Genomic DNA, 16,345 nt, shown 5'->3' with positions numbered 1-16,345 from the left:
TCGACCACGGTGATCCGCCGAGCCTTGGCCTCGATGACCAGACGTTCGAGCACGCCATTGCCCGGAAAGGCGACGACGTAGCGCGGATCGAGGGAAAGCATACGCTCGTTGCGCTTGAAGCCAGCACGGGCGCCCAGCCGCATGTCGAGGGAGAACGTGACCTGCGGGATACGTCGACGTTCGGCCCAGCTCGATGCCAAGCGGTCGACGCCCTTGGTGTCGCCGCCATGGATGAGCACCATGTCGGGAACACGGTTGCGAACCTTGTCGAGCGTGGTCCAGACGTTGTTGCCGAAGATCAGGGCATCATCTTCGGTGGCATGCCGGGTGCGCCCGCCAGCGAAGACGACGGGCGTTCCTTCGGGCACCGCCGCACGGCGTTTGGCCTCGGCACGGGCACGCAGGAAATCGCGACCTTCGACGAGCGCGGAAGTCATCATGGCGCTGTGATTGAAGCGCGAACTGGAGACCGGCTTCCAGGAGGAACCGAACTCGTTGAGGTACAGGGCTGCTGCGACCTCGCGCATCTCTTCGAGCGCCAGCATCGCGCTTTCGGCGCATTGTGCCCGCTCGACCTGGGTCTCAAGATCATGGGTATGAACCTCGGATCCATCGGCCGTCGCAATCAGCGCGCGGACCTCGTCGGTCGCCCGGTCAAGGGCAGTGGATTTGCGGGTCGCAGAGCGGTGAAAGATGTTGACGAAGGCCCAGCCGAGATCCTCTGCATCGGCTTCAAGAGCGGTCCCGGAGATCATGGTGAAAAGATCGGACCAGACCGCTTCGAGGGTTTGGACGACCGCTTCGCGGACCGGCAAATCACTGGTCGATAAGGGAGCGGGTCCAATCGAGAAGCCGGCAAGATCGAGCCCGGCGAGTTGATCGGCGAATGACGTGTGCATGGGGATATCCTCCTGACTGGCATGACACCGACGCACCCGTTCTTGGCTGCGCCAGCGAGAGCCCGTCAGGGCCAGCTTCAGGCAGGATTGCGCACCCGCCAGGGGAAACCCGGCTTGGCGGGCTGGTGCGGGCAGGCCTTGAGCCTGAAGGGCAAAGGCCAACACGGGCCCGCCCAAGCCGGGTTGCGCAAGACTGACGGCTGGCCCAGGGCCTCTCTCGCATGGCGACAGAACATGAGCGGCCGGCAAAGCTCAGTCAGGGATGGCAACCCAAAGCTCTGGGCGTGACCAACTTACGGAGCTCAAGCTGCGCGCTTGGTGTAGACTCCCTCGCCATTCGACATGTGCCCGAGGCAATCGTAGTCGCCGAAGATGGCATCGAAGTGGGATGCGATCTGGGACAGCCAGCGCCGCGCCCGCGGCGATCGGGCTGTGCGCCAATCGGCGTCCCAATAGGGCCCGTCATCCCGTTCCACCATCCAGACGGCCACTAGCCCGCCGTAGACCGAAACCCCAAAATCCGCGTAGGCATTGCGCATGAGGATCCGGTCTTCCCGGCCGCGCCAACCATCGTGCGGGATCAGTGAAGGGAAGGCTCGGACGGCGCGCTCGCGCAGGTCTTCGCGCAACCATTCGTACTCGAATTCCCAGTCATCGTCGCTCTCGACCTCGAGCACAGTAAAGGCGACGATTGCGCCGCTGGGAAAGCTGACCGATCGGCCCATGACATCCTCCCTCAGGCCGCAAGCGCAGCGTCGTCTGACGCGTCGCCAAATTGCTCGGGAATGATCTTCCCGCCGAGCTTCAGGAGCAGGCTCGAAGCTTCTTCGGCCTTGGCCGCAGCGGTCAGGATGGCGCGGTCGTCGTCCTTCAGCAGCCTGAGCCAATGTTCGATATAGCTCGCGTGGCTGTCGAGATGTGTGACCGGCAGACCCAGCTCAGCACCCAGCATGGCACTCGAGAGCTCGGCGACCAGTTCCTCGGCGGCATAGGCAGCCGTACCGAAACGGTTCTTGAGATCACGTCCCAAGCGGCTGGCATGGCCAGTCCAGTGCGACAGCTCGTGGGCGAGCGTGGCGTAGTAATGATCGAAACCATTGAACAGGCTGACCGGCGGCATCGTCACGCGATCCGCAGTCGGTTCATAGTAGGCCTCGCAGCCTTGATGACGCAGATTGACGGGGATAGCGGCGAAGAAGGCGTCGAGCTCCGCTTCCCGCCCTTCAGGCTCGACCAGTTCGAGCGTTGCGGCTGGATGGAAGCGCTCGGGCAGACCTTCCACCTGATCGGCATTGAAGACCGGATAGGCTTTCAGCACCCGGCGGGCCTCGTCAGTCTTTTCGCCGGTGTCGGGCGCTTCAACCTCCTTGGTGTAGCTCTTGTAGAAGATCGCGATGGTCGACTTCTCGCCCTTACGGACCTGCGCGCCGAGCGACTTGGCCTGATTGTAGGTCATCCAGAACGGCGAGGCGTAGCCGCACATGTCAGCGACCATCCAGAGCCAGAAGACGTTCATGCCGCGGTACGGGATCCCGCAGGCCCGCAGAGGCCGAGAGACCGGGACACCGCGCCACGGCTTGATCCATGGCTTTGTGCCTGCTTCCAGACGAGCGATGATTTCCTGGGTGATGCGGGTGGCGGGCGACAGACCGCCGCCCTGCTCCTTGCGATAGGCCATGATTGTTCTCCTGATTGAGGCATCTGGACAATCGGCAACGGGTTCGCCGGTCAGTGCCACAGGTTCCCGAGCCCCCTCTGCTCTGCTACCAAACGAGAAGCGGCCCTCCGGCATAAGCCGAAGGACCGCTTCTCGAGTTGCGAGTGGCTGTGCCTGTCAGGAGGAGGTCAGGCGGCCAGCTCGCGGGGAGGCTGATGTTCGTCGTCACCGCCCTGCTCCGCTCCAGCGGAGTCGATCTCAGCTTCGCCAGCGTCCGGCGCTTGGCAAGCGAAGCGCATGACCTCAGGCACCCAGGCCAGGGCCTTTTCGCGAACCTCGACCTCGGTGATGTAGGTGCCAGCGAAGATGCGCTCGGCGCTCATCGCGAGGTCACCTTTCTTGACCGAGGCAAAGCGCGAAGAGAGTTCGAGACCGCCGACATTGGTCAGCGCGTCGAGGATCACCTGCTTCGACACCCGGTCGAAGTAGTTGGCCGCCGTCGGCCGCCACCACTGCGCCATGTCGATACCGATCAGGCTGCCGAGATGGTCCTGGAATGGCAGCTGGCGTTCACCGGATATGTTGAGGCTTGCCTCGAGCGACCGGGCGACGACGTAACCTAACCAGACCGCGCGGCTATCATCGGGCAGCGCCCGAAACAGGTCGAAGCGGGACGTTGCATCGCCACCGGCGCGCCAGCTTTCGTCGAGACCAGACCTGAGCTCGGCAAGCGCGCTGCTCGCTGGCGCATCCTTGGCCTCAAAGCCGATGATCGGGCCTGCCGGGACAGGCGCGCGCAGCGTGGTCGAAGGGCGCGTCCGCCAGTCGTGGGTATCGGCATCGGCAAGCGTGAACACCATGAGGTCAAGTGCCAGCCCGGGGTCGGATGCTACGTGCAATGCCAGAACATCGCGGCGCTGCATGGCGAGCTCGTCGACCAGGCGCTTGGACAAGGTGGTCCGGCGCTTCTCCGAACCTTCCTCGCCCGAAACGACTTCGATCTGGCTGTTGGCTTCGGCGGGATCAGCCTGACGCTCGCCGTAGAACACCGGCTGGAGAACCGGGGTGCCATCGCGCGCGAGCACCAGCACCATGCCTGCTTCGGCCTTGAGTTCGGGTGCAATGACCGGCGGTCGGGCGCGGATCTCCTGACATTCGCGTTCGATGGCCTCGATGGCCGCTTCGGCTGCCGCCACGGCTTCCTCGGCGCTATCCTCGTCTTCAAGGATCGCCGCATGCTCGTCATAAGAAGCATCGAGTTCGTCGAGCCTCGCCACCTCGGCTTCGGACAAAGGCGCCGGTTCGGCGGGAAGACGGACCAGCCCTTCGACCAGATCGTGGCTGGCATAGGGGTCGAGCGTGGGCTTGACCCAAGCGAGCCCCTGCTCGGCGGCGAGAGCTTTGGCCTGTTCGTCCATCTTTGCCGCCGCGAGGCTTTCGAGCAGCGCGACATCGACCCAGGATTCGCTGTCGTCGTTGTCGAACAGTTCGCGCTCAATGCGGCCGCCCGCGGCAATGTAGGCGTCGCGACCAACGAGACGGGCGCGCGGATCGCTGCCCCGCACTGTCCCGGACAGGACCATACGCCGGACACTATCGGGGTTGGGCGCATAATAGCCCGAGGACACCTGCTCGAAGACGCGGGTCTGGATGTCCTGGTCCGAAGTTGCACCGAAGGCTTTGGCAATGTCGAGGGTGATCTGCCCGGACGCGAGAGCCTCGAACACGACGGGCGCAAGCGTCGCAAGACGCAGACGACCCTCCACGAAGCGGACGGTCAGACCGAAGCGGCGCGCAACATCTTCGACAGTCGCGCCGCCTGCCACGAGCGCGGCAAAGGCTTGGGCTTCGTCGGCAGGGTTCATGGCGAGGCGGTGAAAGTTCTCCGCGAGGCTGGTCTCGACGGCCGCTTCAGCGCTGTCCTCGAGCACAAGGCATGTGACTTCATGGTCGCGGGCGCGAAGCTTCTCTTCAGCCAGCGCGAGCATAGCGCGGCGACGACGCTCCCCGGCCTCGACTTCGAACTTGCCTTTGGCAGCTGGTCTGACGATGAGGTTCTGCAGCAGACCGCGGGCTGCGATGCTGGCCTTGAGCTCAGCATCTGCTGCCGGATCACCGTGGCGGCGGACATTGCGAGGCGACTGAACGAGCTTGTTCAGCGGGATCGACTTGATCATGGGACACACTCCTGATTGTGAGCCCGGCACGCCGACTATCGACGCCCAAATGGCTCAATCAGGGCAAAGCCCACTCCCCTCTTGGCCGATTGCTGCGAGTTTCACAGCCCGGTCGTCAACGAAGGATGACGATTGTTGGGACAAAGCCGTCGTTCGCACCGGCGTCGCTAAATGTCGGCTTGTGCCGAAGGCTGCCCCTTTGCCTGTGCGTGCCTGAGGCGTCGAAGGCCGTCATTAGGCTGTCTAAGCAGAGCAATGGCGATGTGACTGGGTCGGAGCATCTTTCTCCTTGGCCAATCAAGGCCATGGAGAAAGATGATGACCTACTCTCACCTCGACCCGGCCATGCAGAATCGGGTCTCGTGGAATTCTGGCAGGACCGTCGGCACCAAGCGGCCGCTTACCCAAAAGCAGATTTGGACGATCCGGTTCTTCCTCGACCGTGAGGAGCGGCTCCGGGACCGTGCCCTCTTCGACCTTGCGATCGACAGCAAGCTGCGGGGCTGCGATCTGGTCAAGCTCAAGATCGGCGACCTCGTGGCCGGATCTGAAGTTCGCGACCGCGCGATGATCATTCCGCGGAAAACCGGTCGACCCGTGCAATTCGAAATCACCGCTGACGCCCGCTCGAGCCTGGCGACATGGCTTCTGCGACGGGGCGGCACCATCGATGATTTCGTGTTCCCGAGCAGAATTTATTCCGGCCAACCGATGAGCACGCGACAGTATGCCCGGCTCGTCGATGAATGGGTCAGCGCGATCGGGCTGCGGCGTGAAGACTACGGCACTCATTCCATGCGGCGCACCAAAGCGGCGATGATCTACCGCACGACCGGAAATCTACGTGCGGTCCAAATTTTGCTGGGCCACTCCAAGATCGAGAACACGGTCCGGTATCTTGGGGTCGATGTAGAGGATGCTCTGCTCCTAGCGGAGCGCATTGAGATCTGACACTGCTAGCGGCCGTCGGGCAAGCTCCGACGGCCGCTTTTGGGATTTCGGATCAGCCACGTTCATGGCCGGTCGTGGGTGGTTAGCTGAATTTCCGTTTCGACCTTGCCGAGACTTGCGCCGCATTCTAAACCCTTGGCGACGGGGCGAAGCAACCTCCCGTTCAGGCCAAAAAACGCCCAAGCGTTGCCTCGTAGCCTTGCCCTTGTTGGCGAGGCCTTTTGTGCGAGGTCACCTTGGCGTCATCGGCTCTCACCCCACCCATCGCTTTTGTCGATCTGCTGCGGGCGTTCACGCGCATCGGCCTCCTCAGCTTTGGCGGACCCGCAGGACAGATTGCGCTGATGCACCGCGAACTGGTGGAAGAGCGCAAATGGGTGGCCGAGGAGGATTTCCTCCACGCGCTCAATTTCTGCCACCTGCTCCCCGGCCCCGAAGCGCAGCAGCTCGCCACATGGATCGGGTGGCGGCTGCATGGTTGGCGCGGCGGGCTGGCCGCGGGGCTGCTGTTTGTCATTCCGGGCGCGGCCATCATTCTGGCGCTGTCGGTGCTCTATGCCATTGCCGCCAATCTCGCTTGGGTCGAAGCGCTGTTCCTCGGAGTGAAAGCGGCGGTGCTGGCGATTGTGGTGCAGGCCTTGTTGCGAATTGCCGGACGTGCGCTCGATACGGTGTTGAAGCGTGCGCTGGCGGTGGCTGCGTTCATCGGGCTGTTCCTGTTCGACCTGCCGTTTCCGCTAATCGTTTTGGGTTCAGGCGTGATCGGCATGGCGATTGCAGCCTGGCGTCCTGACCTGTTGGCGCTGAAACCCACTACAACTGGCGGTGCTTTACCCGAACGACCGTGGCGCACCAGGATCCTATCGATCGTCCTTTGGGGAGCGATCTGGGCTGCGCCAATGGCGCTGATCGCGCTGACGCTGGGCCGGGAACACGTTCTTTGGGAGATCGGCGCGTTCTTTTCGCAGCTCGCCATCGTCACCTTTGGCGGGGCTTATGCAGTGCTCGCCTATATGGCGCAGGAAGCGGTGCAGGGGTTTGGGTGGCTGCGTCCCGGTGAGATGGCCGATGGGCTTGGTCTTGCGGAAACCACGCCGGGGCCGCTGATCCTGGTGACGCAATTTGTCGGCTATCTCGCTGCCTTCCGCGCGCCGGAGCCGTTCTCGCCGTTTGTCGCCGGATTGCTGGGCGCGGGCCTGACGACATGGGTGACCTTTGCGCCGTGCTTCCTGTGGATCTTCGCGCTTGCGCCGTGGATCGACCGGCTTGGTAATGCCGTGCGCCTGAAGGGTGGGCTCGCAGCAGTGACGGCGGCGGTTGTGGGCGTCATCGCCAACCTCACCGCATGGTTCGCGCTGCATGTTATGTTCGCCGAGGTGGGCCAGCGCAGTATCGGCCCGCTGCGGCTATACTGGCCAGAGCCGGCGAGTTTCGATTGGCGCGCGGGCGTGCTCGCGGCAATCGCCTGCGCACTGGTGTTCGGGTTGAAATGGTCGGTGCTGCGGGTTCTGATAGCCGCCGCGCTAGGCGGCATGGTTCTGGTCTTGGCAATCTGAGGAGGACGACATGAGCATCATCACACGCAGGCAAGCTATTGGCACGGCAGCACTATCGGCCACGGGCATCGCGCTGGCAGGGACGGCAAGCGCAGCCTCGGCGCAAGGCCCTGCCGCAGCCGCTTCCCGCGCCGGTGCCTTTGCCGGCAAGCACACGCCGAAGCCGCTGCGGTTAGACCCAGCCAAGCTCACCGGCCTGTCCGAGCGGCTGATTACCTCGCACTGGGAGAACAATTACCAAGGGTCGGTGCGCGGGCTCAACACCATCGAGACCCGCCTTGCCGCCGCGATGGCCGATCCCGACTTTCCGCCGGTTGCCTATGCCGGGCTGAAGCGCGAGGAACTGCACCGCACGGGATCGGTGGTGCTGCACGAATATTACTTCGATGCTCTGGGCGGCAACGGCAATCCGGGCGGATCGATTTACGAAGCGCTCGATGGCTGGTTCGGCAGCTTCGATGCATGGCAGGCCGAATTCCGCCGCACCGCAATGTCACTGGCAGGCGGATCGGGCTGGTGCATCCTCAGCTACAACCGCCACACCAAGTCGCTGCACAACTACTGGGCCTTCGATCACATGCATGGTGCAGCCACAGGCGCACCGCTGATCGCGCTCGATATGTATGAGCACAGCTTTCACATGGATTACGGCGCGGCGGCAGCGAAGTATGTCGATGCCTTCATGGCCAACCTCGATTGGGAGGTGGTGGAAGCACGGTATCAGGCGGCGATGGGGTGAACGGCACGATGACAGATCAACCGCGGGAGCACTGGGACCGGGTCTATACCGACAAGGCGCCTAGTGAGGTTAGCTGGTTCCAGAGCGAACCGCGCCCCTCGCTCGCCGCGCTTGCACGCTTTGATGTGCCCCACACGACACCTTTCGTCGATATCGGAGGGGGTGCCTCCAATCTCGTCGATGCCTTGCTGGCAAACGGGTGGAGCGATGTGTCCGTGGTCGATATTGCGGCCTCGGCGCTGGCGGCGGCACAGGTCCGGCTCGGCGAGGCAGCATCGAGCGTTCAATGGGTAGTCGCCGACATAACCCGCTGGAACCCGCCGCGCCGTTATGGCGTGTGGCATGACCGGGCCGTATTTCATTTCCTGACCGAGCCGGAGCAACAGGCCGCCTATCGGCGCGCACTGTTGGCTGGAACCGCCCCCGATGCACTCGTCATCATCGCTACCTTCGCGCCCGATGGACCGGAAAAATGCAGCGGTCTGCCGGTCCAGCGCCATGATGCAGCAAGCCTGTCCGCTGCACTCGGGAGCGAGTTCGCGTTGCTTGACGACTGGCGCGAGGAACACCTCACCCCGTGGGGCGCGGCGCAGAAATTTAGCTGGTGCGTGTTCCAGCGGGCAAGCAACTGATCATCTCCGAGCGTGTTCGGCCAGATCGAACTCTTGACGAGCGGCTACATTGGGGCGGTTGCAGAATGGCGGGAATCTTCCCGCAGCCGGGTCAAGCCGCCGTGCCGCTTTCGGGATCGCGCGCAGGCCCGGCTCATGACCGCAGGTGGGTGGAAACCGGAACAGCGGCTTGCTTCGCCGGACTATCTGACAGCGCGAAGCTGGATCGCTTGTCCTCCGCCCGATGCCAAAGCGAGGTCCAGCACCGTTGTCGAGGTGACGATCCGCTTGCTGATGGCAATTCTCTCCGGCGCGCTCTTCCAGTCGGCGCCCTCGCCGTCGGCATAGATCAGCGCCTCGTAACGTCGCCCCGGCTCGAGGAAGGTGAGGGGCAGGGTGAGATTGCGCTCTTTCTCGTTCGTCAGCGCACCCACGAACCAGTCGTCGCTATGGCGGTCCTTTCTTGCCGTCACCACGTATTCGCCAATCGCGCCCTGCAGCGTGACGCTGCGATCCCAGTCGGTCGGAACCGCGCAGATGAATGCGAAGGCGGGGTTGCCGACGTAGTTCTCCGGCAGATCCACCGCCATCTGAACGGGTGAGTAAAGCACCACGAACAGCGCCAGTTGCTGCGCCAGCGTTGATGGCACGCGGTTGAAGGGGCGCTTGGAGTGGTAATCGAAGTCGAAGACACCGGGGGTGTAATCGAGGGGGCCGGACAGCATCCGGGTAAAGGGCAGGATCGCCACGTGATCCGGCGAATTGCCGGTGTCGGGGCTGCCGCCGTTGTATTCCTGCCCCCGCGCGCCTTCGCGGCTCATCACGTTGGGCCAGGTGCGGCGCAGCCCGGTGTCCTTGACGGGTTCGTGCGGAAAGATTGCAATCCGGCGGCTCGCTGCCGCCTCGACCACCTGTTGGAAGCTTTCAACCGCATATTGTCCGTCGGGCCATTCGGTCATGTCGAGCCGCGTGCCCACATAGCCGAGCTTGATCGCGGAGACGCCATAGCGATTGTAGAACGCAAGCGCCGGGTCGAGCTGGGTGAGATAGTCGCGGACTTGCGCGCCCGTTTCATGGTGCCCGACGATGGTCACACCCCGTTCTCTGGCATAGGCTGCAACAGCATCCATGTCGAAGTCGTCCGCAGTTTCGGTCTGGATGAAACGGGAGTGGCCGTTGAGCCACCACTGCGGGGCATCCCAGCCCTTGTTCCAGCCTTCGATCAGGACGCCCTCGATGCCGTTTGCGGCGGCAAAGTCGATATATTCCTTCGCGCGAGTAGTCGTTGCGCCATGATCCGGGCCGGGCTCCCAGGTGAAGCGGCCGATATGCATGCCCCAGAAGATGCCGATATATTTCATCGGCTTGGCCCACGAAACTTCACCAAGTCGGTTGGGCTCGTTGAGGTTCAGGATCAGGGTCGAATTGGCGAGCTGCGCCGCATCATCGGCCACGAGCACGGCGCGCCACGGCGTCTTCAGCCCGCCGCGTCCCCGCACGCGGTCGCCGTTCGACCAGGGCGACAGGTCCGCCTGAAGGGTGCGCGTGTTGTCCGCGATCATCCGCAGGTTCATCGAGGCATAATCGACCAGCGCCGCCTCGTGGATGGCCAGCGCCACGCCCTCGCCCTCAAGTGTGAAAGGGGTCTGCACCACCGACACGGCCGACAGAGCCGAGCGGGCATATTCGTATTCGGAAAACTTCTCGCGATAGGCCGGGATCCACCATGCGCGGTAATTCTGCGCGAAAGCGAACTGGGTGAGCTCGTCGCTGATGACGAAACGCTTATCGGGGGTGCCTGGCAGGATGTATCGAAACCCGAAGCCGTCATCGAATACCCGGAATTCGATTTTGAGCTGACGCCCGTCCGCCGCCGCCAGTGTCACAGCCAGATCATTGCTCTGCTCGCGGATCAGGCGCTGTTCGCCCCATGGCTGCTCCCAGACCGTGTCGCGCTCCGAACGGTTGGCTGCCTGAAGCGTGAAACCCCCTTCCAGCGGCGTTGCGTCCTTGAAGCGGAAGCCCATCATCGAGCGATCGATGATCGGCTTGCCGCGAAAGCTTGCGCGGTAGACCGCCTCACCCTGATCGACCGCGAACTCGACCTTCAATCGACCATCCGGCGACGGAACGTCATGCCACTCCTGCGCCGCAGCCGGGGCCACGCAAAAAATGGCCGCAGCGATTAAAACCGCCGCGGCCAAGGAGGAGAAGCTGAAAAAGCGAAGCTTCAAATCGAAATCCCCGATCAGAACTGGAAGGTCACGCCCGCGCGCACCCGGCGACCGAAGATCGGACGACCCTGGAACGCGGCCTCGTCGACGCCGACGATCACCCCGGCGCGCGGGTTGCCTTCGGTAAGGCCCACCGTGTCGAACAGGTTGTTGATCATCACGTCGGCCGACAGGTTGTCGGTGATGTTCCACCGACCGCCAAGGCTGACCTCGGTGAAAGCGGGCAGGTCGATCCGGTTCGACACGTCTGCGAAACGCTTGCCGGTGTGCACCACGTTGCCGAACAGGTCCAGCTTGCCGTCCATCAGGTGCAGGATCGGCCGCGCGGACAGCGTCATTGCCGGTTGGCGCACGATGCGGTTGCCGCTGAAGTCGAACGGCCCGTTGGCATCCGTCCCGGAGAAGCCTGTGTAGGTGATCGACTGGAGATTACCGGCAAGGTTGAGCTCGAAAAACTCCACCGGCCGCAGTGCGACTTCGGCTTCCACCCCGTAAGACCGCGCAGCCGCATCGGCGGTCACCACATTGCCCGCGACGATGTTGTTGAACGAGACGTTCGGGAAGTTGTTGTAGAAGGCGGTGACGAAGGCCGAGACCTTGGGCGAGGAATACTTCAACCCCGCCTCGACCAGGTCGATGCGGTCTTCCACCGGGTTGCAGCAATTGAACCACTGGGCGAATTCCGGCGTCACGCGGAAGCTGCGGCTGTAGCGGGCAAAGGCAGCAAGATCGGGGTTGAAGGTGTAATTCGCCCCGGCCGAGAATGCCCATTGCCCGGTGCTGAAGGTGTAGGGGGTGATCGCCCCGGTCAGCACCGGCACCGCATCATCGAGGATCGTTGTCGGATCGCCGAGGTCGCGTGGTGCCGAGCGCGCGATCGTCCCGGTCTTGCTGACATGATGATAGCGCACGCCAAGATCGATACGCAGCGCCGGGCTCACCTCGATAGTATCGGCAACGTAGACCGCGTTGATGGTCACATCGTCGCGGAAGTCCTGAAGGTTGCTGTGCAGACCGACGATGCCATTCCGTGTGAGACCAATAGTACGGTTGCCCGCTGCATCAAGGCCGAACACGTCGATCGAGCGCGGCTGATTGGTCGCTTCGGTCAGCAGGTTGTTCCAGTTCCACTGCTGGCGCTGGTTGAACTGGCTGTAGTAGTAACCAACCGTAAGCGTGTTGGCGCCGGTCTTGGCAGTGAAGCTCAGGTCGCCGACCAGATTGTCGACATCGATCAGGGTCGAAAAGAGGCTCTGGGTGAGCGTCAGCCCATTGGCGATGTTGCCGGTTGGGATCGCGGCACCGGTATTGGCGTCAAAATAGGCCGCCCGCACAGTCGCCGCATTGGCAGCCTGAAGCCGTCCGAGCGAATTGTCGAGGAAGGCCTGCGCGCCCGAAACTGAGTCGCTGAACAGCGCGTTGAAATCGACCACCCCGCCGGTGTAGCGGCCTTTGGCGCTGACGCTCAGCCAGTCGTTGAGCTGGTTGTCGAAGGTGACCGTAAAGGTGTCGGTGTTGGTGTGGACCCCGTTGCCGAGGTCGATCGAGGTCGTGCCGGTGCCGAACAAGTCGGGGACAGTGATGTTGCGGAACGCGTTGGACACCACCGTGCCGTCGCCTGCGTCGAGGCCTGGGAGCCCTCTGCTGCGGCTCGCCAGCGGGATGGCGGTGTAGAAGATGTTGTGATCATTGAGCTTGCGATAGCCGACATAGATCTCGCCATCGTCGAGCAGATAGGTCAGGCCGACCCGGAATTGCCCGCCGCGGTTCCCGGTAAAGCCGGGATCGCGCATGCCATTGTTGGCGCGGTAGAACCCGCCGACATTGAACAGCAGCTTGTCATTGATCGGGCCGCTGAGGTTGAAGTCGCCGCGGTAATGGTCGAAATCACCCCATTCGAGCTTCACCAGCCCTTCAAGCTCCTCAGTGCCCTTCTTGGTGATGACATTGAGCACCCCGCCCGGCGCGTTCGAGGCGCGGATCGAGGCCGAACCGCCGCGCACAATTTCAGCGCTGGCGATGGTCGAATCGACCCGGTAGAAAATGTCGGCATTGGTGAAGGCGCCTGCACCTTCTTCCCAGACCGGCAGACCATCCTCGAGCACCGGCACGTAGCGGAAGTTGTCGTTGGGAAGACCACGCGAGTAGACGTTGTTGCCGATCTCGCCGCCCGAGGCCTCGGCAAAGATGCCGGGCGCCGAGGCGTAGACTTCGGCGATGCTCAGCGGCGCGCGTTCCCGCAGATCGTCCTCGTTCAACGTGGTGATCGCGTATGACGTCTCGAGCTTCTTGCGACCGGCGTTGGCACCGGTGACGACGATCTCCGAGAGACCCAGATCATCGCTGGACGCGGCATCGTCAGATGCGGCATCGGTCGAAGCCTGTTGGGCGTAAGCCGGTGCGGCAAGTGCAAAAAGCGCAGCGCTGGAGAGCGCGGCAATGCGCGTGGAAACTTTCATGACACCCCTCATTGCGTGACAGGCGACTCATTTGTGGCCGCCTTGGTGAGGTAGTTTTCGCCGAACACTGCAATCGTTTGCAACCAGTTTATGCAATTGCGTCCTTCGTTGCATGGAGTGAACTCGGCGGCCCCAGCAATTTATATTTTAGATCAAATGCTTGGAGCAATCATTCGGCCGGCGCCCTTTCAAATGTTGCACAAGATTTTTGATTCATTCTGCAAGTTGGAGTTACGCTCCACATGATCCGCGAATGATCAGCTCAGTGGGCAGACGCTCGGATGTGGCGCGGTGGCCGTCCATCATGCGCAGCACCTTCGACACCAGCATGTTGCCCGCCTTGATCACGTCCTGGCGCACAGTGCTGAGCTGCGGGCTTGAAAAGGACGCCACGTCGATATCGTCATAGCCGATGACCGCGACATCCTCGGGCACCCGCAGGCGATAACGCTGGAGCGCCTGAATGGCCCCAAGGGCTACAATGTCCGACGCTGCAACGATGGCGTCGAAGGCGATCCCGCGCTCGATCAGGTTCTCGACCGAATCTGCACCCTCATAACGGCTCGACAGGGGCGTCTGGACGATCTCGGGATCGTAACTCAGCCCCTCGGAAGCGAGCGCAGCTTTGTAGCCTTCGAGCCGTTGCGCGATCTGCGACAATGCGGTCCGCGCTTCGGCGATCGGGGGCATTGACCCGAAGAAGGCGACGCGCTTGCGCCCAGATCGGATCATGTGGCGGGTTGCCCGGAAACCGCCGTCGTAATTGTCGGTGCCGACCGAGCAATATTTCTGATCCTCAGTCTCCACGCCCCATACCGCCATCGGCAGGTGAGCCGCAGCAAAGCGATTGAGAGTATCGTGGAACTGCGATTGGCCGAAGAAGATGAACCCGCGATAGGGAGCCTCTTTCACGAACTCTATCAGGCTGTTATCATCGTGCGGGGTTTGCCAGCAGATCGAAAAGTCACGGCGGCGTTCGCGCAGCGCCGCACCGATGCCACCAAGCAGCGTAAGCTCGAAGGGGTTGCCAAGCTGTCCGCCAAGCCCGAGCGCCAAGGGCAGGACGACGCAGACCTGCTCCGACAGTCCGCCTCTGCTGGACACTGTTTTCCGGGCACGCTGGAGCGGCTGATAACCCATGCGCGCTGCGGCCTGCACAACCAGTGCCCGCGTTTCCTCGCTGATCGCGGTGTTTCCGGCGATGGCGCGCGACACCGTGGCTGTCGATAGGCCGAGCTCGGTGGCGATATCCTTGAGTGTGAACTTGCGGGTCTCTGCTTCGTCCATCCCGTCCTCCCTATACGGCTCTTTGCAATTGCAGTGGAGGTTATGCAACTTGCAAGATCAGGCGGTCGCGATGCGCGGATGGCCTCCGCAAATGATGGCTGCAATAACGCAAAACATCCCAGCCCCCAGCAGGGCGATCTCGGGCGAGCCGGGAGAAAGCCAGCCAATCACTGCGCCCGCCGCAAAGCCCATCACCAGCTGCGGGGCAACGATGAAGATGTTCATCAAGCCTATCGCGGTGCCGGCCTCGGTTCGCGCAACCAGGGCGCTCGCCAGCACAAAGGGCGAGCTGATCAGCGAAGCATAGGCTATTCCTATGCATGCAGAACACACGATCAGCGTGCCCGGCGATCCGGCAATCGCCACGCCGACGAACCCCGCTCCGCCCACCATCAGCGCGGCCGCATGAACCACTGACACGCCGTAGCGGTCGAATACGCGCGGGAGCAGGAACGCAAACAGACCCGCAACGCCGTTATAGGTCGCAAACATCACGCCGACCCAATCCGCGCCCGCGCCGTATTGCGGATCCTGAACGTTGGCAGCGCCAAAGGTTCCCATGGCCACGATGGGCGTGGCGTAGACCCAGAACAGGTAAAGCGCCGCCCAGGCGAAGAACTGCATCGCCGCAATCCGCCGGAACGGGGCCAGCATCACGAGGGTGGAGAGGGCCCGGGCTGCCAATGGCGCGCGGTCACGCGGCCTTTGGGCAATGGCAATGCCGAACCGGGCGTAATCCTCACGGCCATGCTCGCGAATGCTCAGAACCGTGCCGCCCACCGATACCGCAAGGCAGGCGGCGGCAAGCAGGAAGGCGATGCGGATCGATTCCGGCGTCGCAGCCAGCGTGCTGATGTTGGCAACCCCAGCCAGGCTCAACAGCTTGGGCGTCATCGCCCCCAAAAACGCGCCCAGCCCGATGAACACCGTCTGCATCGCGAAACCGCGGCCCTGCTGATGCAGCGGCAATGTGTCGCCGACCAGTGCGCGATACGGCGCATTGAGCGCGTTCATCGCCAACTCCAGCAGCCAAACCATGGCGATCGCCCAGGCTAAGCTCGGCGCGTAGGCAATGCCGACGAGAGCGCCAACGGCGATCATGCCCGAACCCATGATCCAAGGGCGCCGCCGCCCCCAGCGGGTCCAGGTGAAATCGCTCCAGCGGCCAACCAGAGGCTGCACCACGAGCCCTGCCACCGGGCCCGCCAGCCATAGCAGGGCAAGATCGTCGACCTCGGCGCCGAAGCTCTGGTAGAGTCGGCTAAGACTGGCGCTTTCGATCCCGAAGGTGATCTGCAGTCCCAAATAACCCATGCTCAGGCTCAGGAGCCGCGCATTGGTAAGGGCAGGCAACTGCCCCTTCGACCTCATGAGTTCACCCGTTACCTGCACATCGCCCCCTTTACGTTCAATCAGAATGCGCAAGGGCAAGCCTGACATTCAAGCGGAAAGAGTTTCGGAGCGGCGGGCAAGCCTCCGACCGGCAGGAATGGGGTCGCTTGCTGAAGGACAGGAATTTTTCAACGAGGGCAGCTTCCTGCCGTTCGGCTTATGGTGATGGAACCTGCCAGTCAGCTTCTGCGCGTTTCTCGCCAGCAGCTGCCATTCACCAATCGACCCCAAAGCGGCAATAACATCCGCTTCTGATTTGCCCACCTAGAGGGGAGGATAGCTCGCAATCCGATAGAATGCCCAAAGGCGACAGTCTTGCCTGCTAGCTCGGTCTAGCACGCCGCCAGGCTGGGGACAGGCCGCGCCCCAAAGGAGTGGAGAGG

At 62.8% G+C, this 16,345-nt stretch carries 12 protein-coding genes; 4 read left to right on the top strand and 8 right to left on the bottom strand.

From position 1 onward, the window contains the following. The 4 genes from NBV68_RS10115 to NBV68_RS10100 form a co-directional block, all read right to left on the bottom strand. On the bottom strand, positions 1 to 899 hold an 899-nt coding region (locus NBV68_RS10115; protein ID WP_296309446.1), incomplete at its 3' end, for a DUF2493 domain-containing protein. Positions 900 to 1,201: 302 nt separating this feature from the next. Next, positions 1,202 to 1,624 carry a hypothetical protein gene (locus NBV68_RS10110; RefSeq protein ID WP_296309445.1) on the bottom strand — a complete coding sequence of 141 codons (423 nt, stop codon included), beginning with the start codon at positions 1,622 to 1,624 and terminating at the stop codon, positions 1,202 to 1,204. 11 nt (positions 1,625 to 1,635) lie between these two features. Next, positions 1,636 to 2,577 carry a zincin-like metallopeptidase domain-containing protein gene (locus NBV68_RS10105; RefSeq protein ID WP_296309443.1) on the bottom strand — a complete coding sequence of 314 codons (942 nt, stop codon included), beginning with the start codon at positions 2,575 to 2,577 and terminating at the stop codon, positions 1,636 to 1,638. Between the two features lie 167 nt (positions 2,578 to 2,744). After that, entirely contained in the window at positions 2,745 to 4,733 is a 1,989-nt protein-coding gene (locus NBV68_RS10100) for a ParB/RepB/Spo0J family partition protein (RefSeq protein ID WP_296309441.1), read from the bottom strand. Between the two features lie 318 nt (positions 4,734 to 5,051). Here NBV68_RS10100 and NBV68_RS10095 point away from each other — a divergent pair, with 318 nt between their 5' ends. From NBV68_RS10095 to NBV68_RS10080, 4 genes are all read left to right on the top strand, one after another. Then, positions 5,052 to 5,684 (top strand): tyrosine-type recombinase/integrase, encoded by a 633-nt coding sequence (locus NBV68_RS10095; RefSeq protein WP_296309447.1) that lies wholly within the window; start codon positions 5,052 to 5,054, stop codon positions 5,682 to 5,684. A gap of 236 nt (positions 5,685 to 5,920) precedes the next feature. After that, positions 5,921 to 7,240 (top strand): chromate efflux transporter, encoded by a 1,320-nt coding sequence (chrA, locus tag NBV68_RS10090; RefSeq protein WP_296309440.1) that lies wholly within the window; start codon positions 5,921 to 5,923, stop codon positions 7,238 to 7,240. Between the two features lie 10 nt (positions 7,241 to 7,250). Further along, positions 7,251 to 7,979, top strand: coding sequence for a Fe-Mn family superoxide dismutase (locus tag NBV68_RS10085; RefSeq protein ID WP_296309438.1), 729 nt, complete (start codon positions 7,251 to 7,253; stop codon positions 7,977 to 7,979). Next, on the top strand, positions 7,976 to 8,611 hold the full coding sequence (locus NBV68_RS10080; protein WP_296309435.1) for a class I SAM-dependent methyltransferase: 636 nt from the start codon (positions 7,976 to 7,978) through the stop codon (positions 8,609 to 8,611). Before NBV68_RS10085 ends, NBV68_RS10080 begins: the two co-directional genes overlap by 4 nt. A gap of 182 nt (positions 8,612 to 8,793) precedes the next feature. Here NBV68_RS10080 and NBV68_RS10075 read toward each other — a convergent pair whose 3' ends face one another. The 4 genes from NBV68_RS10075 to NBV68_RS10060 all read right to left on the bottom strand — a co-directional run bounded on the left by NBV68_RS10075 (position 8,794) and on the right by NBV68_RS10060 (position 15,995). Next, positions 8,794 to 10,755 (bottom strand): glycoside hydrolase family 97 protein, encoded by a 1,962-nt coding sequence (locus tag NBV68_RS10075; RefSeq protein WP_296309433.1) that lies wholly within the window; start codon positions 10,753 to 10,755, stop codon positions 8,794 to 8,796. Positions 10,756 to 10,838: 83 nt separating this feature from the next. Continuing rightward, positions 10,839 to 13,283 (bottom strand): TonB-dependent receptor, encoded by a 2,445-nt coding sequence (locus tag NBV68_RS10070; protein WP_296309430.1) that lies wholly within the window; start codon positions 13,281 to 13,283, stop codon positions 10,839 to 10,841. 231 nt (positions 13,284 to 13,514) lie between these two features. After that, a complete protein-coding gene (locus NBV68_RS10065; RefSeq protein ID WP_296309427.1) occupies positions 13,515 to 14,570 on the bottom strand; it encodes a LacI family DNA-binding transcriptional regulator in 1,056 nt (351 codons plus the stop codon). A 57-nt stretch (positions 14,571 to 14,627) separates the two neighbouring features. Then, positions 14,628 to 15,995 carry an MFS transporter gene (locus NBV68_RS10060; protein WP_296309424.1) on the bottom strand — a complete coding sequence of 456 codons (1,368 nt, stop codon included), beginning with the start codon at positions 15,993 to 15,995 and terminating at the stop codon, positions 14,628 to 14,630. Between the last annotated feature and the right edge of the window lie 350 nt (positions 15,996 to 16,345).

The sequence above is a fragment of the Erythrobacter sp. genome, from assembly GCF_023653175.1.
Taxonomy (GTDB): domain Bacteria; phylum Pseudomonadota; class Alphaproteobacteria; order Sphingomonadales; family Sphingomonadaceae; genus Erythrobacter.
The sequence above is the reverse complement of the archived record's forward strand: the minus strand, read 5'-3'. Positions and strand labels throughout refer to the sequence as shown.

Bases quoted from the DNA above. Each gene is read 5' to 3' on its own strand.
- NBV68_RS10105 (WP_296309443.1), bottom strand. From the start codon at position 2,577: ATGGCCTATCGCAAGGAGCAGGGCGGCGGTCTGTCGCCCGCCACCCGC.
- NBV68_RS10070 (WP_296309430.1), bottom strand. From the start codon at position 13,283: ATGAAAGTTTCCACGCGCATTGCCGCGCTCTCCAGCGCTGCGCTTTTT.
- NBV68_RS10065 (WP_296309427.1), bottom strand. From the start codon at position 14,570: ATGGACGAAGCAGAGACCCGCAAGTTCACACTCAAGGATATCGCCACC.
- NBV68_RS10100 (WP_296309441.1), bottom strand. From the start codon at position 4,733: ATGATCAAGTCGATCCCGCTGAACAAGCTCGTTCAGTCGCCTCGCAAT.
- NBV68_RS10085 (WP_296309438.1), top strand. From the start codon at position 7,251: ATGAGCATCATCACACGCAGGCAAGCTATTGGCACGGCAGCACTATCG.
- NBV68_RS10110 (WP_296309445.1), bottom strand. From the start codon at position 1,624: ATGGGCCGATCGGTCAGCTTTCCCAGCGGCGCAATCGTCGCCTTTACT.
- NBV68_RS10095 (WP_296309447.1), top strand. From the start codon at position 5,052: ATGACCTACTCTCACCTCGACCCGGCCATGCAGAATCGGGTCTCGTGG.